This is a genomic window from Pseudomonas sp. St29 (assembly GCF_001547915.1).
Classification (GTDB): domain Bacteria; phylum Pseudomonadota; class Gammaproteobacteria; order Pseudomonadales; family Pseudomonadaceae; genus Aquipseudomonas.
In genome coordinates this window covers 6520278-6539295 of record NZ_AP014628.1, presented here as the reverse complement: position 1 = coordinate 6539295, position 19018 = coordinate 6520278, and the positions used below count along the sequence as shown (strand labels likewise).

Annotated in this window: 19 protein-coding genes; 8 read left to right on the top strand and 11 right to left on the bottom strand. The window is 63.4% G+C overall.

What is annotated here, in order from left to right:
• Positions 1 to 44 precede the first annotated feature (44 nt).
• The 5 genes from ppx to PST29_RS29225 form a co-directional block, all read right to left on the bottom strand.
• The gene (ppx, locus tag PST29_RS29245; RefSeq protein WP_060841657.1) at positions 45 to 1547 is read right to left on the bottom strand and encodes an exopolyphosphatase; all 1503 of its coding nucleotides are present in this window, start codon (positions 1545 to 1547) and stop codon (positions 45 to 47) included.
• A gap of 154 nt (positions 1548 to 1701) precedes the next feature.
• The gene (locus PST29_RS29240; RefSeq protein ID WP_060841656.1) at positions 1702 to 2436 is read right to left on the bottom strand and encodes an amino acid ABC transporter ATP-binding protein; all 735 of its coding nucleotides are present in this window, start codon (positions 2434 to 2436) and stop codon (positions 1702 to 1704) included.
• The gene (locus PST29_RS29235; RefSeq protein ID WP_060844941.1) at positions 2423 to 3073 is read right to left on the bottom strand and encodes an amino acid ABC transporter permease; all 651 of its coding nucleotides are present in this window, start codon (positions 3071 to 3073) and stop codon (positions 2423 to 2425) included. The genes PST29_RS29240 and PST29_RS29235 overlap by 14 nt, the downstream gene beginning before the upstream one ends.
• On the bottom strand, positions 3070 to 3738 hold the full coding sequence (locus PST29_RS29230; protein WP_060844940.1) for an amino acid ABC transporter permease: 669 nt from the start codon (positions 3736 to 3738) through the stop codon (positions 3070 to 3072). The genes PST29_RS29235 and PST29_RS29230 overlap by 4 nt, the downstream gene beginning before the upstream one ends.
• 21 nt (positions 3739 to 3759) lie before the next feature.
• A complete protein-coding gene (locus PST29_RS29225; RefSeq protein ID WP_060841653.1) occupies positions 3760 to 4545 on the bottom strand; it encodes a transporter substrate-binding domain-containing protein in 786 nt (261 codons plus the stop codon).
• Between the two features lie 254 nt (positions 4546 to 4799).
• Between PST29_RS29225 and PST29_RS29220 the strand changes: the two genes are divergently transcribed.
• The 6 genes from PST29_RS29220 (at position 4800) to PST29_RS29195 (ending at position 10883) form a co-directional block, all read left to right on the top strand.
• Positions 4800 to 5504, top strand: a complete 705-nt coding sequence (locus PST29_RS29220; protein WP_060844939.1) for a FadR/GntR family transcriptional regulator — start codon at positions 4800 to 4802, stop codon at positions 5502 to 5504.
• A gap of 120 nt (positions 5505 to 5624) precedes the next feature.
• Positions 5625 to 5954 carry a thioredoxin TrxA gene (trxA, locus tag PST29_RS29215; protein WP_060841651.1) on the top strand — a complete coding sequence of 110 codons (330 nt, stop codon included), beginning with the start codon at positions 5625 to 5627 and terminating at the stop codon, positions 5952 to 5954.
• A gap of 246 nt (positions 5955 to 6200) precedes the next feature.
• Positions 6201 to 7460 carry a transcription termination factor Rho gene (gene rho, locus PST29_RS29210; RefSeq protein WP_016967176.1) on the top strand — a complete coding sequence of 420 codons (1260 nt, stop codon included), beginning with the start codon at positions 6201 to 6203 and terminating at the stop codon, positions 7458 to 7460.
• A 125-nt stretch (positions 7461 to 7585) separates the two neighbouring features.
• Positions 7586 to 9052, top strand: a complete 1467-nt coding sequence (gene ubiD, locus PST29_RS29205; protein WP_060841650.1) for a 4-hydroxy-3-polyprenylbenzoate decarboxylase — start codon at positions 7586 to 7588, stop codon at positions 9050 to 9052.
• The gene (locus PST29_RS29200; RefSeq protein WP_060841649.1) at positions 9052 to 10020 is read left to right on the top strand and encodes a CDP-6-deoxy-delta-3,4-glucoseen reductase; all 969 of its coding nucleotides are present in this window, start codon (positions 9052 to 9054) and stop codon (positions 10018 to 10020) included. Before ubiD ends, PST29_RS29200 begins: the two co-directional genes overlap by 1 nt.
• Positions 10021 to 10232: 212 nt before the next feature.
• The gene (locus PST29_RS29195) at positions 10233 to 10883 is read left to right on the top strand and encodes a gamma-glutamylcyclotransferase (protein ID WP_060844938.1); all 651 of its coding nucleotides are present in this window, start codon (positions 10233 to 10235) and stop codon (positions 10881 to 10883) included.
• 12 nt (positions 10884 to 10895) lie between these two features.
• On the opposite strand, the gene PST29_RS29190 is transcribed toward PST29_RS29195, so the two are convergent.
• A complete protein-coding gene (locus tag PST29_RS29190; protein WP_060844937.1) occupies positions 10896 to 11873 on the bottom strand; it encodes an NADPH:quinone oxidoreductase family protein in 978 nt (325 codons plus the stop codon).
• Between the two features lie 158 nt (positions 11874 to 12031).
• Here PST29_RS29190 and PST29_RS29185 point away from each other — a divergent pair, with 158 nt between their 5' ends.
• Positions 12032 to 12439, top strand: a complete 408-nt coding sequence (locus PST29_RS29185) for a flagellar basal body-associated protein FliL (RefSeq protein ID WP_060841646.1) — start codon at positions 12032 to 12034, stop codon at positions 12437 to 12439.
• Positions 12440 to 12540: 101 nt separating this feature from the next.
• On the opposite strand, the gene PST29_RS29180 is transcribed toward PST29_RS29185, so the two are convergent.
• From PST29_RS29180 to PST29_RS29165, 4 genes are all read right to left on the bottom strand, one after another.
• The gene (locus PST29_RS29180; protein WP_060841645.1) at positions 12541 to 13659 is read right to left on the bottom strand and encodes an ABC transporter permease; all 1119 of its coding nucleotides are present in this window, start codon (positions 13657 to 13659) and stop codon (positions 12541 to 12543) included.
• A complete protein-coding gene (gene rbbA, locus PST29_RS29175; protein WP_060844936.1) occupies positions 13659 to 16379 on the bottom strand; it encodes a ribosome-associated ATPase/putative transporter RbbA in 2721 nt (906 codons plus the stop codon). The genes PST29_RS29180 and rbbA overlap by 1 nt, the downstream gene beginning before the upstream one ends.
• Positions 16376 to 17341 (bottom strand): HlyD family secretion protein, encoded by a 966-nt coding sequence (locus PST29_RS29170; protein ID WP_060844935.1) that lies wholly within the window; start codon positions 17339 to 17341, stop codon positions 16376 to 16378. The genes rbbA and PST29_RS29170 overlap by 4 nt, the downstream gene beginning before the upstream one ends.
• Before the next feature lie 181 nt (positions 17342 to 17522).
• The gene (locus PST29_RS29165) at positions 17523 to 17972 is read right to left on the bottom strand and encodes an EVE domain-containing protein (protein WP_060844934.1); all 450 of its coding nucleotides are present in this window, start codon (positions 17970 to 17972) and stop codon (positions 17523 to 17525) included.
• 197 nt (positions 17973 to 18169) lie between these two features.
• Between PST29_RS29165 and PST29_RS32300 the strand changes: the two genes are divergently transcribed.
• Positions 18170 to 18316, top strand: coding sequence for a hypothetical protein (locus tag PST29_RS32300; protein WP_085984450.1), 147 nt, complete (start codon positions 18170 to 18172; stop codon positions 18314 to 18316).
• A gap of 33 nt (positions 18317 to 18349) precedes the next feature.
• Here PST29_RS32300 and PST29_RS29155 read toward each other — a convergent pair whose 3' ends face one another.
• Positions 18350 to 18955, bottom strand: coding sequence for a 5-formyltetrahydrofolate cyclo-ligase (locus PST29_RS29155; RefSeq protein WP_060844933.1), 606 nt, complete (start codon positions 18953 to 18955; stop codon positions 18350 to 18352).
• Positions 18956 to 19018: the final 63 nt, after the last annotated feature.

The following is a 19018-nucleotide window of genomic DNA, read 5'->3' as shown; positions in this document are numbered from 1 at the left end:
GGCCTCTTCGCCGGCAAGCCGGCTCCTACAGGTCCGTGGCAGGGTCAGCGGACGTTGAGCACGATGCCGACCCGGGTCAGCCATTCGGCTTCCAGGGCGAAGTCGGCCTGGGTCAGCTGGTTCTCATCCAGCCAGTGCTCCGGGAACTCCAGATCCAGGTGGTCGCCCTGGGCGCGCAGGCTCACCTGGGGCATCTGCTGGGTGCCACGGATGTGGTGGAACAGGATGGCGAAACGCAGCAGCACGCACAGGCGGATCAGCTTGATGCCGTCGTCGCCGAACTCGGCGAATTTCTCCTTGGGAATGTTGCGGCGGTGGCCGCGTACCAGCAGCGCCAGCATTTGCTGGTCTTCCCGGGAGAATCCGGCCAGGTCCGAGTGCTCGATCAGGTAGGCGCCGTGCTTGTGGTAGTGGTAGTGGGCGATGTCCAGGCCCACTTCGTGGACCTTGGCCGCCCAGCCCAGCAGTTCGCGCCAGACGCCGTCTTCCAGGTCCCAGTCCGCGGCGACCTGGTCGAAGGCGCGCAGGGCCTTGCCTTCGACTCGCGAGGCCTGTTCCAGGTCGACGTGGTAACGCTCCATCAGCGAACTGAGGGTGCGTTCGCGGACGTCTTCGTGGTGGTGACGGCCCAGCAGGTCGTAGAGCACGCCTTCACGCAGGGCGCCTTCGCAGTGGTCCATGCGTTGCAGTTCCAGGGCGTCGAAGATCGCTTCGAGAATCGCCAGGCCCGCCGGGAAGATCGCCCGGCGATCGGGCTTGATGCCTTCGAAGTCGATCTTCTCGGCATCCCCCAGCTTGAACAGCTTGCGCTTGAGCCAGGCCAGGCCTTCGGCGTTGACTTCGCCACTGCCCTGGCCGCCGGCCTTGAGGGCCAGGCCGATGGCGCGGATGGTCCCGGACGAGCCGATGGCTTCGTCCCAGGTCAGGCGATGCAGGGCATGCTCGATGCTCATGATCTCCAGGCGCGCGGCGGTGTAGGCCTGGGCGTAGCGGGCCGGGGTGATCTTGCCGTCGCGGAAGTAGCGCTGGGTAAAGCTCACGCAACCCATTTGCAGGCTTTCGCGCAGCAGCGGTTCGAAGCGCTGGCCGATGATGAATTCGGTACTGCCGCCGCCGATGTCGGCCACCAGGCGCTTGCCCGGGGTATCGGCCAGGGTGTGGGACACCCCGAGGTAGATCAGCCGGGCCTCTTCACGGCCGGAGATGACCTCCACCGGGTGGCCGAGGATCTCTTCGGCGCGGCGAATGAACTCGCCACGGTTGCGCGCCTCGCGCAGGGCGTTGGTGCCGACGATGCGCACCGTGCCCGGCGGCATGCCATTGATCAGTTGGGCGAAGCGCTTGAGGCAGTCGAGCCCGCGCTGCATGGATTCTTCGTTGAGCTGGCGTTCTTCGTTGATGCCGGCGGCCAGTTGAACCTTTTCACCGAGCCGCTCGAGAATGCGGATTTCACCGTTCCGGGCCTTGGCCACGACCATGTGAAAGCTGTTGGAGCCCAGATCGATCGCGGCGATCAGGGACAGATTCTTGGCTTGGGATTGGGGCATGGTTGGGGGTCTCGGTCGATAACCTCGCCATCCTGCCACGATCAACGGCCTGCGCCAACGCGCAGTGTCCAATGCGTTGATTCAACGCACAAAACCTGCGCCAGGCGCTGCTGTCACTGTTCGCCGACCTGCCGGCCCCTGCGACCGGGCCGCCTCAAGCCTGCTCGGTGCTGCCAATGAAGTTCGCCAGCTCGGCCGTCTGCGGGTGGGCGAACAATTGCTTCGGATCGCCCACTTCGTGCACCTTGCCCTGGTGCATGAACACCAGTTTGTCGCCGACCTCCCGGGCAAAGCGCATTTCATGGGTGACCATGATCAGGGTCATGCCGTCCCGGGCCAGTTGGCGCACCACGCTGAGCACTTCATTGACCAGCTCCGGATCCAGGGCCGAGGTGATCTCGTCGCACAGCAGCACCTTGGGCGACATCGCCAGGGCCCGGGCAATCGCCACTCGCTGTTGCTGGCCACCGGACAGCCGGTCTGGAAAGGCGTCGAACTTCTCCGCCAGGCCGACCCGCGCCAGCATCTGCCGCGCCAGCTCGGCAGCCCGGGCCTTGGGCACCTTCTGTACCACCTGCGGGGCCAGCATCACGTTCTCGCCCACGCTCAGGTGGGGGAACAGATTGAACTGCTGGAACACCATGCCGACCTTCTGTCGCAGGCTGCGCAGGTCGGCGCGGGCGGCATCCAGGTATTCGCCGTCGACCTCGATGACCCCGTCGTTGATCGACTCCAGGCCGTTGAGGGTGCGCAGCAGGGTGCTCTTGCCCGAGCCGCTGCGTCCGATGATCGCCACCACCTGGCCTTCCTCGATGCTCAGGTCGATGCCTTTGAGCACATGGTGGTCGCCGTAGTATTTATGCAGGGCGGAAATTCTAAGCAGAGGCATGCAGTCTCCTTTCCAGGTAGCGGGCACTGAGGGACAGGGGGTAGCAGAGCAGGAAGTAACCGAGGGCCACCAGGCCGTAGACCATGAAGGGCTCGAAGGTGGCGTTGGCCAGCATGCTGCCGGTCTTGGTCAGCTCGGTGAAACCGATGATCGAGGTCACCGCGGTGCCTTTGACCACCTGCACCGAGAAGCCCACGGTGGGCGCCACGGCGATGCGCAACGCTTGCGGCAGGATCACGTGGCGCAGCTGTTCATAAGGGCTCAGGGCCAGGCTTGACGAGGCCTCCCACTGACCGTGGGGAATCGACTCGACGCAGCCGCGCCAGATCTCCGCCAGGTAGGCGCTGGTAAACAGGGTCAGGGCGATGGCGGCGGCCAGCCAGGGCGAGATATCCACCCCCAGCAGGGCGATGCCGAAGAACACCAGGAACAGCTGCATCAGCAGCGGTGTGCCCTGGAACAGTTCTATATAGGTGCGGGCGCAGGAGCGGGCCCAGCCCTTGTCGGAGATCCGCAGGGTCATGATCAGCAGGCCGATCAGGCCGCCGCCGATAAAGGCCACCAGGGACAGCAGCAGGGTCCACTGCAGGCCGCTGAGCAGGTTGCGCAGGATGTCCCAGAAGCTGAAGTCGCTCATTGGCTGTTCCTCAGGATGTAGCGCTGACCGATCCAGTTCAGCAACTGACGGATCAGCAAGGCCATGCACAGGTAGATCAGGGTGGTCAGGGCGTAGGTTTCAAAGGCGCGGAAGTTGCGCGACTGAATGAAGTTGGCGGCGAAGCTCAGCTCTTCGGTGGCGATCTGCGAGCACACCGCCGAGCCCAGCATGACGATGATGATCTGGCTGCACAGGGCCGGCCAGACCTTGCCCAGGGCCGGTAGCAGCACCACGTGGCGAAAGGCCTCGAAACGGCTCATGGCCAGCGCCGCGGCGGCTTCCAGCTGGCCCTTGGGGATCGCCTGGATGCCGGCGCGGATGATTTCCGTGGAATAGGCGCCGAGGTTGATCACCATGGCCAGCACGGCCGCCTGCCACTCGGAAATCTGCAGGCCCAGGGACGGCAGGCCGAAGAAGATGAAGAACAGCTGCACCAGGAACGGGGTGTTGCGGATCAGCTCGACGTAGACGCCGAACACCGCCGCCAGGGGCTGAATCCTCCAGGCCCGCACCAGGGCGCCGATGATCCCCAGGCTGACCCCGAGCAGCGTGCCGATGGCGGTCAGCTCCAGGGTGAACAGCGCGCCGCGCAGCAGCAGGCCGGTGTTTTCCAGCACCGGCAGGAAGTCGAACTGATAAGCCATGCTCAAGCTCCGGGAGGGCGGTCAAAGGTCGGCCGGCAGCGGCTCCTTGAGCCACTGCTGGGAGTTTTTCTCCAGGGCGCCGTCGGCCTTGGCGGCCGTGAGGATCTGGTTGACCTTGTCCAGCAGCTCCGGCTGGTTCTTGTTGACCCCGACGTAGACCGGCGAGTCCTTGAGCTTGATCTTCATCGCCGGGATGCGTTTCGGGTTGCGCTGGCTGATGGCGACCATCACCACGTTGCCGCTGGCGATCAGGTCGACCTGGCCGGCGAGGTAGGCGGCGATGGTCGAGTTGTTGTCCTCGAAGCGCTTGATGGTCGCGCCCTGGGGCGCCACGGCGGTCAGCTCGATGTCCTCGATGGCGCCGCGGGTGACGCTGATGGTCTTGCCCTTGAGGTCGTCGAGGCTGGCGATGGCGGCGTCGGGCGGGCCGAACACCGCGAGGTAGAAGGGCGCGTACGCCCGGGAGAAGTCGATGACCTTTTCCCGTTCCGGGTTCTTGCCGAGGCTGGAAATCACCAGGTCGACCTTGCCGGTGGTGAGGAACGGGATGCGGTTGGTGCTGTTGACCGGAGTCAGCTCCAGCTTGACCTTGAGCTGTTCGGCCAGCAGGCGTGCGGTGTCGATGTCCAGGCCGCGGGGCTGCATGTCCGGGCCTACCGAGCCGAACGGCGGGAAATCCTGGGGCACGGCCACCTTGAGGGTGCCGCGGGCGATCACGTCGTCCAGGGCGCTGGCCTGGGCCGGGGCCTGGCTCAGCAGCAGGCTGGCGAACAGGGCAGAGAGCAGGGCGCAACAGCGTTTGGTCATGGCGAATCTCCGCAAGTCTTGGGAAGTGAATGCTGTGTGGCGACAGAGCACAGGCCATGCCAATACCGGGAAAAGGCCGTGGATACGCGGTTTTCAGTGGTTTTTTCGGTCTTACTGGTCTGAACAGTTGGGCTTTTTTTCGCACCTGGATCGAGCATCGCGGGGCCGCGCCGAACCCCCGTGGGGCACGACTTGCCGGGTTCGGCGAATAGCTTTACAAGGGAGCTTTTCCTGCACCGGTCAGCCGCCAATCCATGAATTCGATCACCCGTGCCGTACCCGAACTGGCCCTGCAAGCCATTCGCCAATTGATCATCGAACGGGGCTTCGGTCCGGGGGATGCGCTGCCCTCGCAGCGGGAGCTGGCGGTGCAATTGGGGGTCAGCCGGGCGTCGCTGCGCGAGGCTCTGTCCTCCTTGAGCGCCCTGGGGCTGATCAGTGTGCAGCCGGGCAAGGGGGTGTTCGTCCAGGCACCTGAAACGGTTCCGGCCGGTGCCGGATTGAGCTGGCCGTTCGCCGCCCAGGCCTCGCCGGTGGATATCTTTCAGTTGCGCTATGCCCTGGAGGGGTTCGCTGCGGGCCTGGCGGCGGTGACCCTGACCGCCGATGAGCTGGATGCCCTGGAAGATAATGTGCAGGCCATGCGCCGTGAGTTGCGGGCCGGGGATTTCGAGGCGGCGGCGCGGCTGGACTTCGAGTTTCACCAGAAGATCCTCCTGGCCAGCGGCAATCAGGCGATGCTGAGCATCCTCAGCGCCAGTGCCGAGATCTTCCTGGAGAGTCAGAAGCTACCGTTCATCCGACCCGAGCGCGCCATGGAAACCTGGCAGGAGCATCGCAAGATCCTCCGTGCCCTGGTCCGGCACGCTTCCGGAGCGGCACACAAGGCCATGCAGGAGCATGTGCGCAATGCTGCCCTGCGCACTGGAATCGCCTTTGTCACCCCCGCATCTTCCTGAGCTGAGCTATACCCAAACTCATGGGGGACCATAGTGAGAGTCAATCATCTCCGGCTTCCTGAACGCGGGAAGGGCAGATATGATGGGCCACGTTTTTTTGCTTACAACCTGGAGAATTCCATGAGCAGCGATCTTATCAAACACGTCAGCGACGCCAGCTTCGAGACCGACGTACTCAAAGCCGAAGGCGCTGTACTGGTCGACTACTGGGCTGAGTGGTGCGGCCCATGCAAGATGATCGCTCCGGTTCTGGACGAAATTGCTGAAACCTACAAAGGCAAACTGACCGTTGCCAAGCTGAACATCGACGAAAACTCGGAAACCCCGGCCAAGCACGGCGTGCGTGGTATCCCGACTCTGATGCTGTTCAAGAACGGCAACGTCGAGGCCACCAAGGTCGGCGCACTGTCCAAGTCGCAATTGGCCGCTTTCCTCGACGCCAACATCTAAGCGTCGATTTCAGTGCCCTGGAAAAGCCCCGCAAAATGCGGGGCTTTTTCGTAATTGAGGGCTAGACGCTCCGAAACTCAGGTGTTACATTCGGCCCCGCACTGGTTTCTCCAGTGCCCCCTGCAAGCTGTCGCCGACGCTCTCCTTTTCGAATAAGTACGCGATCCTGTCGCCTTCTCTGCGGCGCGGCCTCATTAAGCCAAAAGCTTAATTTCCCCCCTCTATAAATGATTACGTCATTCCTATATGAATCTGACTGAACTCAAGCAAAAGCCGATTACCGAACTGCTCGAATTGGCCGAACAGATGGGCATAGAAAATATGGCCCGTTCGCGCAAGCAGGACGTGATTTTCTCCCTGCTGAAAAAGCACGCGAAAAGCGGTGAGGAAATCTCCGGTGATGGCGTGCTGGAGATCCTCCAGGACGGCTTCGGCTTCCTCCGCTCCTCCGACGCCTCCTACCTGGCCGGCCCGGACGATATCTACGTCTCGCCAAGCCAGATCCGTCGCTTCAACTTGCGCACCGGTGACACCATCGTTGGCAAGATCCGCCCTCCCAAGGAAGGCGAGCGTTACTTCGCGCTGCTCAAGGTCGATACCATCAACTACGACCGTCCCGAGAACGCCAAGAACAAGATTCTGTTCGAAAACCTGACGCCGCTGTTCCCGACCGTGCGTATGAAGATGGAAGCCGGCAACGGTTCCACCGAAGACTTGACCGGTCGTGTCATCGACCTGTGCGCGCCGATCGGCAAGGGCCAGCGTGGTCTGATCGTTGCTCCGCCGAAGGCGGGCAAGACCATCATGCTGCAGAACATTGCTGCGAACATCACGCGCAACAACCCAGAAGTTCATCTGATCGTGCTGTTGATCGACGAGCGTCCGGAAGAAGTGACCGAGATGCAGCGCACCGTGCGCGGCGAAGTGGTCGCCTCCACCTTCGACGAGCCGCCAACCCGTCACGTGCAAGTGGCCGAGATGGTGATCGAGAAGGCCAAGCGCCTGGTCGAGCACAAGAAGGACGTGGTGATCCTGCTGGACTCCATCACCCGTCTGGCCCGCGCCTACAACACCGTGATCCCGAGCTCCGGCAAGGTCCTGACCGGTGGTGTCGATGCCCACGCCCTGGAGAAGCCGAAGCGTTTCTTCGGTGCTGCGCGCAACATCGAAGAAGGCGGCTCGCTGACCATCATCGCTACCGCGCTGGTTGAAACCGGCTCGAAGATGGATGAAGTGATCTACGAAGAGTTCAAGGGTACCGGCAACATGGAGCTGCCCCTGGACCGCCGTATTGCCGAGAAGCGCGTATTCCCGGCCATCAACATCAACAAGTCCGGCACCCGCCGCGAAGAGCTGCTGACCGCCGATGACGAGCTGCAGCGCATGTGGATCCTGCGCAAGTTGCTGCATCCCATGGATGAAGTCGCTGCCATCGAGTTCCTGGTCGACAAGCTGAAACAGACCAAGACCAACGATGAGTTCTTCCTGTCGATGAAGCGCAAGTAAATCGATCAGGCCAGCAAGAGCCGGGGAAACCCGGCTTTTTGCTATCTGACATTCTCTATTCTGAACCTGTGGGTTCGGCGCTAAACTGCCTGCCCCGAATGCCACGGCGAAAACGAGGCTCACGCATGCAGTATCGCGACTTGCGCGACTTTATCAGCGGCCTGGAACAGCGCTCGGAACTCAAGCGCATCCAGGTCCCGGTGTCCCCTGTGCTGGAAATGACCGAGGTCTGCGATCGCACCTTGCGTGCCAAAGGCCCGGCCCTGCTGTTTGAAAACCCCACCGGTTATGACATTCCTGTGCTCGGCAACCTGTTCGGCACCCCCGAGCGCGTGGCCCTGGGGATGGGCGCCGAAGCCGTCAGCGAACTGCGGGAAATCGGCAAGCTGCTGGCCTTCCTCAAGGAGCCCGAACCGCCCAAGGGGCTCAAGGACGCCTGGTCCAAGCTGCCGATCTTCCGCAAGATCATTTCCATGGCGCCCAAGGTGGTCAAGGACGCGGTCTGCCAGGAAGTGGTGATCGAGGGCGACGACGTCGACCTGGGCATGCTGCCGGTGCAGACCTGCTGGCCCGGCGACGTCGGGCCGCTGATTACTTGGGGCCTGACGGTGACCAAGGGGCCGAACAAGGACCGGCAGAACCTGGGCATCTATCGTCAGCAGGTGATCGGCCGCAACAAGGTGATCATGCGCTGGTTGAGCCACCGTGGCGGCGCGCTGGATTACCGCGAATGGTGCGAGAAGCACCCGGGCAAGCCGTTCCCGGTGTCCGTGGCCCTGGGCGCGGATCCGGCAACCATTCTCGGCGCGGTGACCCCGGTGCCGGACAGCCTCTCCGAATACGCCTTCGCCGGCCTGCTGCGGGGCAACCGCACCGAGCTGGTGAAGTGCCGCGGCAACGACCTGCAAGTGCCGGCCACTGCCGAAATCATTCTTGAGGGGGTGATCCATCCCGGCGAGATGGCCGATGAAGGTCCCTATGGCGACCACACGGGGTATTACAACGAGGTCGACAGCTTCCCGGTGTTCACCGTGGAGCGCATCACCCATCGCACCAAGCCGATCTACCACAGTACCTACACCGGCCGGCCACCGGATGAGCCGGCGATCCTCGGCGTGGCGTTGAACGAAGTGTTCGTGCCGATCCTGCAGAAGCAGTTCCCGGAGATCACCGACTTCTACCTGCCGCCCGAAGGCTGCTCCTACCGCATGGCGGTGGTGACCATGAAGAAGCAGTACCCGGGCCACGCCAAGCGCGTGATGCTGGGTGTCTGGTCGTTTTTGCGACAGTTCATGTACACCAAGTTCGTTATCGTCACCGACGACGATATCAATGCCCGGGACTGGAACGACGTGATCTGGGCCATCACCACGCGCATGGACCCCAAGCGCGACACGGTGATGATCGACAACACCCCGATCGACTACCTCGACTTCGCCTCGCCGGTGTCAGGCCTGGGTTCGAAGATGGGGCTCGACGCCACTCACAAGTGGCCCGGAGAAACCACCCGAGAGTGGGGCCGGGTCATTGTCAAGGATGAGGCGGTCACCCGCCGGATCGATGCCATCTGGAATCAGTTAGGAATAGATTGATGCGTGTAACCTTGCAGCCCTCCGGAGCAGTGCTTGAGACGCTGCCCGGCGAGCGGATTCTCGATGCGGCGCGGCGCCTGGGCTATGAATGCCCGCAAAGCTGTCGCAATGGCAACTGTCATGTGTGTGCCGCGCTGCTGGTGGAGGGCAGCGTGCAGCAAGCCGGCGATGTGCGTGATCACGGCGAGTTCTACACTTGCATTGCAGAGCCGCTGGAAGACTGCATCGTGCTGTGGGATGGCGTCCTTGCGCTGGGAGAGTTGCCGGTGCGCAGCCTGTCGTGTCAGCTCACTGAATGCCTGGAAGTCGGCGGCGATGTCTGGCGGGTCAGGCTGCGAGCGCCGGCCGGCAAGCCACCGCGCTATCACGCGGGCCAGTACCTGATGCTGGAGCGCGATAACGGCGAGAAGTCGGCGTTCTCCCTGGCTTCGGCGCCCCATTGCGGGCGGGATCTGGAGTTGCACGTACTGGTGCGCGAAAACAGTGCGCAAAGCCTGATGCAGCAGTTGCAACGCGAGCGCATGGCGCGGATCGAGATGCCGTTCGGCGATACCCACCTGGCCGAGCTGCCGGACGGTCCGCTGGTGCTGATCGCCGCCGGGACCGGCATGGCGCAGATGCACAGCCTGATCGAGCACTGCCGGGCCAAGGGCTTCAAGCACCCGGTGCATCTGTATTGGGGCGTGCGCCGGCCGGAAGACTTCTACCAGCTGGAACACTGGGATGAATGGCAGCAGTTGCCCAACCTGTACCTGCACAAGGTGGTCAGCGACCTGTGCGGCTGGGAGGGACGCTGCGGCATGCTGCACGAGGCAGTGTGCGAGGACATCACCGACCTGTCCTCGGTGCATGTCTATGCCAGCGGCTCGCCGGCCATGATCTACGCCACCCTGGACGCATTGGTGAATGCCGGGATGGACGCCCATCAGATGCGGGCCGACGTGTTCGCCTACGCTCCGCGCCCCTGACGGCATCTGATCGGGGCTGTTCTTTATAACTCTGTATATAGCCCATCGGTATTTATCTAATTAAATAAATGCCGGTAGGTTATATATAAGCCTTCAACTTGAGTGCCGCTCTAATGGCACTTAACTTGCCTTGAAACTTTTGTGTCTTGTAGTTACTGCCAGGCGTTCTATTAAGTAACTTCTTTTACGCGGGGAGCCGAACGCTATTCGCCATGACAGCCCTTGAATCCAGTTATCTGAATCTGGCTTACCCTCCGCGGCTCGATCTGGGGCCGCAGCTGACCCACGAACAACTTCGCAGCTCCATGCAATCCACCATGGCCCGGCACAAGGGTGGTCCGGTCTGGCTGTTCGCCTACGGTTCATTGATCTGGCGCCCGGAGTGTTCGGCGGTCGAGCGCATGCGCGGACGGGTGCACGGCTATCATCGCGGTCTGTATCTATGGTCACACGAGCATCGCGGCACGCCGGAAATGCCGGGCTTGGTGTTCGGCCTGGATCGTGGCGGCTCCTGCAGCGGTTTCGCCTACCGTCTGCCTGAGGAGCATCTGGACGCCTCGCTGTATGCCCTGTGGCAACGTGAAATGCCTTATCCCTCTTACCGTCCGCACTGGCTCAACTGCCGTCTTGAGGATGGCAGCCAGGTCCAGGCCCTGGGATTCGTGCTGGAGCGGCACCTGCCCAGCTATGCCGGCAACCTGCCGGATCATGTGCTGAGCCAGGTGTTCGAGAGCGCTTGCGGGCGTTATGGCACCACCCGCGATTATGTCGAGCAAACGGTCCAGGCCCTGCGCAGCCACGCCATGCCGGATCGCAATCTGGAGGCACGGCTCAAGCGCTGCAAGGGCGTTGCGGCCCATTGACGAAAGCCGGCCTCAGCGGACCTGCACCACCACTTTGCCCACTGCCTTGCGCTGCCCCAGATCATCGATGGCCCGGGCGGCTGCGGTCAGAGGATAGACCTGGGACACCAGCGGCTTGAGCTTGCCTTCGGCGAACCAGCCGAACAGCTGCTGGAAGTTCGCCGCGTTGTCCTGAGGCTGGCGCTGAGCGAAGGAGCCCCAGAACACGCCCACCACCGCCGCGCCCTTGAGCAGCGCCAGGTTCACCGGCAATTCGGGAATGCGTCCGCTGGCAAAGCCCACCACCAGCAAGCGACCGTTCCAGGCGATGGAACGAACGGCCTGATCGAACAGGTCGCCGCCCACCGGGTCGTAGATCACGTCGGCGCCGTTGCCGTCGGTCAGGCGCTTGATCTCGTCCTTCAGGCTGCTTTCGCTGTAGTTGATCAGCTCATCGGCGCCGGCGGCCTTGGCCACGGCGAGCTTTTGCGCGCTGCTGGCGGCAGCGATCACCCGGGCGCCAATGGCCTTGCCGATTTCCACCGCCGCCAGTCCGACTCCGCCCGAGGCGCCGAGCACCAGCAGGGTTTCACCGGGCTGCAGGTTGCCGCGCTGCTTGAGGGCATGCATCGAGGTGCCGTAGGTCATGCTGAACGCGGCGGCGGTGTTGAAGTCCATGGCGGCGGGAATCGGCAGCACGTTGTAGCCCGGCACCGCCACCTGTTCGGCAAAGCTGCCCCAGCCGGTCAGGGCCATGACCCGGTCACCGACCTTGAGATGGCTGATCTTCTCGCCCACCGCGCTGACGACCCCGGCCGCCTCGCCACCCGGGGAGAAGGGGAAGGGGGGCTTGAACTGGTATTTGCCCTCGATGATCAGGGTGTCCGGAAAATTCACCCCAGCGGCATGCACGTCCAGGAGGATCTCGTTCTTCTTCGGCACGGGACTTGCGACCTCTTCCAGCACCAGCGTTTCGGCGGGGCCGAAGGCTTTGCACAGCACGGCTTTCATCAGGGCTATTCCTTTGGGGTTGGTGGCCGATAAGTGTAGGAGTGTGAATCAGGCGGTCAACGAGCATGCCCGGCCCTGATGGGCAGCCATAAGCTTGTGCTTGGGCTCAGGCGGGCGGGCCTTTATGCTAGGCCGCAAACCGGATTAAGGAGCGAATTGTGAAAGCGTGGATCATGTTGCTGCTGGCCCTCTCTCTGCCGATGGCAGCGATGGCCGAAGAGGCCAAAGAAGGTGAAGCACCGAAAGTCAGCTACATCAGCCTGAGCCCGCCCTTTGTCGGCAACTACGGCCTGGATGGCGGCCCGAAGCTCAAGGTCTACAAGGCTGACGTGGCCCTGCGAGTGACCGGCGATGCCTCGGCCCAGGCGGTCAAGGCCAATGAGCCGCTGATTCGCAATCAGCTGGTGGCGCTGTTTGCCCAGCAGACCACCGAGACCATGAACAACGTCGAGGCCAAGGAGAAGCTGCGCCAGGAAGCCCTCAAGCAGGTGCAGCAAGTGATGAGCGACGAAACCGGCAAACCGGTAGTGGAAGACCTGTTGTTCAACAACCTGATCATCCAGTAACCCTGCCCGCCGTAGGAGCTGGCTTGCCAGCGAAGACGCCCGAGAGGGCGACGCAGGGCTGAGGCCCCTCCGCCGGCCAGCCGGCTCCTACAAGGCGTGGCTCACGAGGCCAGGCTCTTGCGAAAGCGCGCCAGGGCGATGGCGAAGAACACCAGCCCGATTGTCGCCAGGGCCAGCAGGTCGGGCCAGACCACACTGACGCCCGCATCTCGAAACAGGATCGCCGCGCTGAGGCTGACGAAGTGCGTGGATGGCGAGCCCTGCATCACCCACTGCAGCCACTGCGGCATGCTGTCCAGCGGTGTGCTGCCGCCGGACAGCAGCAGCATCGGGATGATCACCGGGATCGCCAGCAGGCCGAATTGCGGGGTCGAACGGGCCAGGGTGGCGAGGAAGATGCCCAAAGCGGTGCTGGCGAATAGATACAGCGCCGTGACCATCAGGAACAGCGCCATCGAGCCCGCCAGAGGCACCCCCAGCACGCCCTTGACGATCACCTCCAGCGATATCCAGGTGCACAGCACCACCACCAGCATGTTGCTCCAGACCTTCGCCAGCATGATTTCCAGCGCCGTCAGCGGCAGCACCAGCAGATGATCGAGGGTGCCGTGCTCGCGTTCGCGCAGCAGCGCGGTGCCGGTGAGCACGATGGCCAGGATGGTGATGTTGTTGACGATCTGGATCACCGCCAGGAACCAGCCGCCTTCCAGATTGGTGTTGAACAGGGCGCGGGTGGTCAGCAGGGCCGGGGCCTTGCTCGCGGCATCCGCCTGATTGGCATAGCTGAGCAGCTCGCGCTGGAAGATTCGACCGATGTAGCCGGCGCCCATGAACGCCTGGCTCATGGCGGTGGCGTCGACGTTGACCTGCACCGCCGGCTGGCGGCCGGCCAGCAGGTCACTCTGGAAGTTGGCGGGAATGTTGATCACGAAGGTGTACTGGCCGCTGTCCATCACTTCGTCCAGTCGGTTGTAGGGCAGCGACACCGGGGCCTGGAACTCCGGTGGCTGCAGGGCTTCGGCCAGCTGTCGCGACAGTGCGCTGTGGTCCTCGTCCACCAGCGCCACGCTGGCATTGTGCACCCCGATCACCGAGCCGGCGGCGGGCATGTAGATGGCCACGGTGAAGGCATACATCAAGAACAGCAGCAGGACGCTGTCGTGGCGCAGGCTGGTGAGCTCCTTGAGACCCAGGCGCAGGATATGGGCGAGCCGGTTCATCAGACCTCCTGCTTTTTCAACATGACCAGGCTGAGCCCGGTGAAGCCAAGGAAGAACCCGATCAGGGCCAGGCATTGAGGCCAGAGCTCACGCAGGTCCAGGGCCTTGGTGAAGGTGCCGACGGCAATGTCGAGGAAGTGCCCGGCGGGGAACAGCTGGCCCATGATCGCCGCCGCTCCTTCCAGGGACGAGCGCGGCACGATCAACCCGGAGAACTGGATGGTCGGCAGGCTGGTGATGATCATGGTGCCGAGGATTGCCGCGATCTGGGTGCGGGTGAAGGCCGAGATCAGCAGGCCCATGCTGGTGGTGGCCAGCACGTAGAGCACCCCGCCCAGGGCCAGGGTCAGGCCGCTGCCCTTGAAGGGTACGCCGAACAGCCAGCGGTTCATGGCCACCAGCAAGCCCAGGTTGATCAGGCTCACCACCAGGTAGGGCGCCTGCTTGCCCAGGAGAAATTCCAGGCGGGTCAGGGGCGTGGCATAGAAGTTGGTGATCGAGCCCAGTTCCTTCTCGCGCACGATGCCCAGGGCGGTGAGCATGGCCGGAATGAACGCCAGGATCAGCGCCATGACCCCGGGCCCGATGGCGTTCACGCTGACCACATCCTGGTTGTAGCGAAAGCGCGTTTCCAGCTTGGCGGCAGGTCTTGAGTTCAGTGCCGGGCTGCTGTGTTCAGCCAGCAGTTCGAGGTTGGCCTGGTGGACCGCCTCGACATAGTTGCGGCTGGTTTCCGCGCGAAACGGCATGCCGCCATCCAGCCAGGCGGCCACTGTCGGTTGGCGCCCGGCATACAGATCGCGGCCAAAGCCGGGAGGGATTTCCAGGGCCAGCTTGATCTCCGAACGCTGCAGGCGCCGGTGCAGTTCAGGGGCGCTGCGGATGCTCGGTTTTTCCTCGAAGTAGCGTGAGCCGCGAAAAGCCTCCAGATAGGCGCGGCTTTGCGGTGTCTGGTCCTGGTCGTAGACGGCGAAGGCCAGCTTCTCCACGTCCAGGGAAATGCCGTAGCCGAAGATCACCATCATGAAGATCGCCCCCAGCAGGGCGAAGCCCAGGCGTACTTTGTCCCGCAGCAGTTCCTTGCCTTCGCGGGTGGCCACCGCCAGCAGCCGGGCCAGGCTCAGGCCCGAGCGCGGAGGGGCGATGGCGTGGCTCGAGGCAACCGCCGGAGGCGGCGCTGGCGCTGCATCCGCGGCTCCTTGGGCGTCTTCCAGGCAGCGGACGAAGGCGGCTTCCAGGGTGTCGCCGGCAAACTGCTGTTGCAGCGTCGCGGGCGTGTCGCAGGCCAGTACCTTGCCGGCGTGCATCAACGAAATGCGGTCGCAGCGCTGGGCTTCGTTCATGAAGTGAGTGGAGAGGAAGATGGTCACGCCCTGTTCCCGGGACAGCTCGATCAGCAGGCGCCAGAAGTCGTCACGGGCGGCCGGGTCGACCCCGGAAGTGGGCTCGTCGAGGATCAGCACTTCCGGCCGGTGCAGTACCGCCACTGCCAGGGACAGGCGCTGGCGCAGGCCCAGGGGAAGGGCGCCGGACTGTTGCTCGGCAATTGCCCCGAGATCGAAGCGCTGGATCAGTTCCTCGATGCGCGGGCCGCTTTCCGCCGGTGGCAAGTCGAACAGGCGGGCATGCAGGTCCAGGTTCTGGCGCACGCTGAGCTCGCCGTACAGGGAAAAGCTCTGGGACATGAAGCCGACCCGTTTGCGGGTGTCCAGGTCCTTGGCGTCCACCGGGTTGCCCAGCAGTTTGGCGCTGCCTTCGGTGGCGGGCATCAGTCCGGTGAGGACCTTCATGGTGGTGGTCTTGCCGCAGCCGTTGGAGCCGAGGAAGCCGAATATCTCCCCGCGCCCGATGGCGAAGCTGACTTTGTTGACCGCGGTGAAGTCGCCAAAGCGCAGGGTCAGTTCGTGGGCTTCGATGGCGATGTCGTGGTTGTCGCCGGAGCGGGGCGGAATGACCAGCGGCTGATTGTCGTGGCCCGTGTCGCCCTGGAAGTGGGTGAAGGCGTCATCCAGCTTGCCGCTGGCCGTCACTTTCGCCAGTTCCTGGCTCAGGCCCTGGGCAATCATCCGGCCCTTGTCGAGCATCAGGCAGTGTTCGAACTGCTCGGCTTCCTCCATGTAGGCGGTGGCCACTAGCAGGGTCAGTTGCGGACGCTGCTGGCGCACGTCTTCCACCAGTTCCCAGAAGCGCCGCCGGGACAACGGGTCGACCCCGGTGGTGGGCTCGTCGAGAATCAGCAGGTCCGGTTCGTGGATCAACGCGCAGCACAGGCCGAGTTTCTGTTTCATCCCGCCGGACAGCTTGCCCGCCGGGCGCTCGGCAAAGCGCAGCAGGTCGGTGGCCAGCAGCAGGCTGTGCATGCGCTGTTCGCATTCGTCACGGGGCAGGCCGAACAGGGTAGCGAAGAAACGGATGTTTTCGCTGATGGACAGGTCGGGGTACAGGTTGCCCCCCAGGCCCTGGGGCATGAAGGCGATGCGCGGATAAAGGCTGCGGCGGTGGCGGCGCTGGGAAATGGCCCCGCCGAGCACTTCAAGCTCGCCCTGCTGGAGCTTCTTGACCCCGGCGATCAAGCCCAGAAGGCTCGACTTGCCGGCGCCGTCCGGCCCGATCAAGCCGCAGCGGGTGCCCGCCGGCAGGTTGAAGCTGATATCGATCAGGGCCTGCTGTGAGCCGTAGCGATGGCCAATGCCGCTTGCCTGCAGCGCCAGGCCGCTCATTTCAGGTTGGCCGGCCAGTCCACGGGAGCCGTGCGCACATAGCCGGCACCGGGCATTCCCGGTTTGGCCTGGGGCACGGTGGCAGGTTGAGTCAGGCGCACCTTGACCCGAAACACCAGCTTCTGGCGCTCGTCCCGGGTTTCCACTTCTTTGGGGGTGAACTGGGACTTGGCGGCGACGAAGCTGATCTTCGCCGGCAGTGGCTGGTTGGGCAGGGCGTCGAGGAGGATTCGCGACTCATCGCCAACGGTCAGGCGACCGGTCACCGAGGCTGGCAGATAGAGGTTCATGTATTGATCGTTGGGGTCGATCAGCAGCAGCACCCGGCCACCGGCACCCAGGACTTCGCCGGGCTCGGCCAGGCGCAACTGAATGATGCCGTCGATGGGCGCCCGCAGGCTGCTGTCGTCAATCTCGCTGGTAAGCTGGGCCACCTGGGCCTGAGCGGCGCCAATGGCGGCCTTGACCGCCGCGACCTGGGCCTGGGCGGCCAGTACCGCAGCGTTGCCGGTGGTCAGGCGGGCTTGCTGCTGGTCGATGAGTTGCTGGCTGGCGAAGCCGCGGCGGAACAGTTCCTGGGAACGCTTGAGCTCCTGGTTGGCCAGCAGTTGTTCGCTCTGGCGCAACTGGACGTTGGCTTCGGCGGCCGACAGGTTTTCCCGCGCCCGCAGCACCTCGGCCTCGGCCTGGTTGCGCTGGGCCTCCAGGGTGCGGGTATCCATGCGGGCCAGCAGTTGCCCCTGGAGCACTTTGTCGCCTTCGTTGACACGCACTTCCGCCAGGCGTCCGGGGATCTTGCTGGCGATCTGCACCTCGGTGGCCTCAAGGCGGCCATTGCCCATGCTCAGGCCTTCCGGCAGGCGATCCTGGAGGGACTTCCAGTAGCCGAAGCCACCGGCGGCGAGCAACAGAATCAAGAGGGAAACAGCGAAAATGCGGGAAGAACGGTGGTTCGTCGACATGTATTCTGCGTCCTGCGGCTATAGCGTCCAAGTCTGACAGAGCCAGGCTCTCGCCCGCTTGATGCTCGTCAAATGAAAGGGGCAAGACTAAACCTATTGTCCGCAGGCTGCATGGCGATCGCGGCAAAATAACCGCCACTGCCGCCGTGGCCCGGATCAGGCCCGGCGACTCGGGGAAGGCTCAGAGCAGGGCGAGGACGGCAGCCCATTGCTCGGCGGTGACCGGCATCACCGACAGGCGGCTGCCCTTTTGCACCAGGGGCATCTCGGCGAGGGCGGCCTGCTGCTTGAGGTAGTCCAGGCGCAGGACCTTGTCGAAGGTCTGCACGTGGGCCACGTCGATTGCGCTCCAGGCATTTTTTTCGGCGCTGGCCTTGGGGTCGAAGTAGTGGCTGTCCGGTTCCAGGGCGGTCGGGTCCGGGTAGGCCGCCTTTATAATCCGGCCGATACCGGCGATGCCGGGTTCCGGGCAACTGGAGTGATAGAAAAAGAACTCATCACCGACGGTCATGGTGCGCAGAAAATTGCGCGCCTGATAGTTGCGTACGCCATCCCAACGGGCTTGGCCTAGCTGCTGCAGGCCGAGGATCGAGAGTTCGTCCGGCTCGGATTTCATCAGCCAATAGGCCATGTTTCTTACCCTCCAAAGGGTGATTGGGCAGGTTGCCGGAGGATTTTATGACAAACCGACGGTCGGTTGACGCCAGCGTTTGCGTGTCGGTTCACGTTATCGCAAAATGCCGGGATTTTAAGCTTGACGCTGCTGCACGGCCTGTTATGGAAACCGTTGCTGTCATCGTGTGTGACTTGCCCGAGGGGGGGCAATCGATGAAACGCCAACCGGATTTACTATGGATTTTGGTTATTTTGTTCGGTTTGGGCGTTGTAACCACCGGTTATGCGCAAAGCTTGTGGGCCAACAAGACCGATGCTCCGATCGAGATCGCCCAACAGCCGCAACCCTTCAAGCGCTGAACCTGCCCGGGCGTCGCTGAGCGAACGCGACGTCTATCGGGCGCAGTACCATCCCTGATCCGTCACGGTGCCTTGCAGCGGCACATCCCAGCTGGCCTGATCCAGTCTCGCGACTTTCTGGCACTCATGAGCCAGGCCCAGCAGTGTCGGCTTGCGCCAGTTCTGGCGGCGCGCCAGGTACGCCAGGCTGCGGTCGTAGAAGCCACCGCCCATTCCCAGGCGACCTCCCTCTTCATCGAATCCCACCAGGGGCAGGAGCACCAGATCCAGTGCCCAGACCTTGCGCTGGCGTGCGGCGTTGATCCGCGGTTCGAGAATGCGAAAGCGGTTGGGGCGCAGTTTTTCTCCAGGGCGGATGCGCTGGAACACCATCTTGGTTCGTGGCCAGGCACTGAGTACAGGCAAGTAGGTGGCCTTGCCCCGGCGTTGGGCGGCACGCAGCAGCAGGCGCGGATCGATTTCGCCATCGGTGGGCAAATACAGGGACAGGTGTCGGGCCCGACGAAACACCGGGCTCTGCGCCAGTTGGCGGTACAGGTCACGGGCGGCCTGGCGTTGCTGGGCTGGTGTGAGGGCACGACGGGCTTTACGCAGCATGCGTCGAAGTTGCGGGCGGGAAAGCGGCGCAGGTTCGGTCATGGAGGAGGCTATGGAGAGTCGGACATGGCAGAACAGCCTACCCGGAAAAACCAATGCCAGCAT

Coding starts and splice junctions, on each gene's coding strand:
- PST29_RS29195 (WP_060844938.1), top strand. CDS start 10,233: ATGACAGCCCTTGAATCCAGTTATCTGAATCTGGCTTACCCTCCGCGG.
- PST29_RS29225 (WP_060841653.1), bottom strand. CDS start 4,545: ATGACCAAACGCTGTTGCGCCCTGCTCTCTGCCCTGTTCGCCAGCCTG.
- PST29_RS29200 (WP_060841649.1), top strand. CDS start 9,052: ATGCGTGTAACCTTGCAGCCCTCCGGAGCAGTGCTTGAGACGCTGCCC.
- PST29_RS29235 (WP_060844941.1), bottom strand. CDS start 3,073: ATGAGCGACTTCAGCTTCTGGGACATCCTGCGCAACCTGCTCAGCGGC.
- PST29_RS29165 (WP_060844934.1), bottom strand. CDS start 17,972: ATGGCCTATTGGCTGATGAAATCCGAGCCGGACGAACTCTCGATCCTC.
- PST29_RS29170 (WP_060844935.1), bottom strand. CDS start 17,341: ATGTCGACGAACCACCGTTCTTCCCGCATTTTCGCTGTTTCCCTCTTG.
- ppx (WP_060841657.1), bottom strand. CDS start 1,547: ATGCCCCAATCCCAAGCCAAGAATCTGTCCCTGATCGCCGCGATCGAT.
- PST29_RS32300 (WP_085984450.1), top strand. CDS start 18,170: ATGAAACGCCAACCGGATTTACTATGGATTTTGGTTATTTTGTTCGGT.
- trxA (WP_060841651.1), top strand. CDS start 5,625: ATGAGCAGCGATCTTATCAAACACGTCAGCGACGCCAGCTTCGAGACC.
- rbbA (WP_060844936.1), bottom strand. CDS start 16,379: ATGAGCGGCCTGGCGCTGCAGGCAAGCGGCATTGGCCATCGCTACGGC.
- PST29_RS29180 (WP_060841645.1), bottom strand. CDS start 13,659: ATGAACCGGCTCGCCCATATCCTGCGCCTGGGTCTCAAGGAGCTCACC.
- rho (WP_016967176.1), top strand. CDS start 6,201: ATGAATCTGACTGAACTCAAGCAAAAGCCGATTACCGAACTGCTCGAA.
- PST29_RS29190 (WP_060844937.1), bottom strand. CDS start 11,873: ATGAAAGCCGTGCTGTGCAAAGCCTTCGGCCCCGCCGAAACGCTGGTG.
- PST29_RS29230 (WP_060844940.1), bottom strand. CDS start 3,738: ATGGCTTATCAGTTCGACTTCCTGCCGGTGCTGGAAAACACCGGCCTG.
- PST29_RS29220 (WP_060844939.1), top strand. CDS start 4,800: ATGAATTCGATCACCCGTGCCGTACCCGAACTGGCCCTGCAAGCCATT.
- PST29_RS29240 (WP_060841656.1), bottom strand. CDS start 2,436: ATGCCTCTGCTTAGAATTTCCGCCCTGCATAAATACTACGGCGACCAC.
- PST29_RS29155 (WP_060844933.1), bottom strand. CDS start 18,955: ATGACCGAACCTGCGCCGCTTTCCCGCCCGCAACTTCGACGCATGCTG.
- ubiD (WP_060841650.1), top strand. CDS start 7,586: ATGCAGTATCGCGACTTGCGCGACTTTATCAGCGGCCTGGAACAGCGC.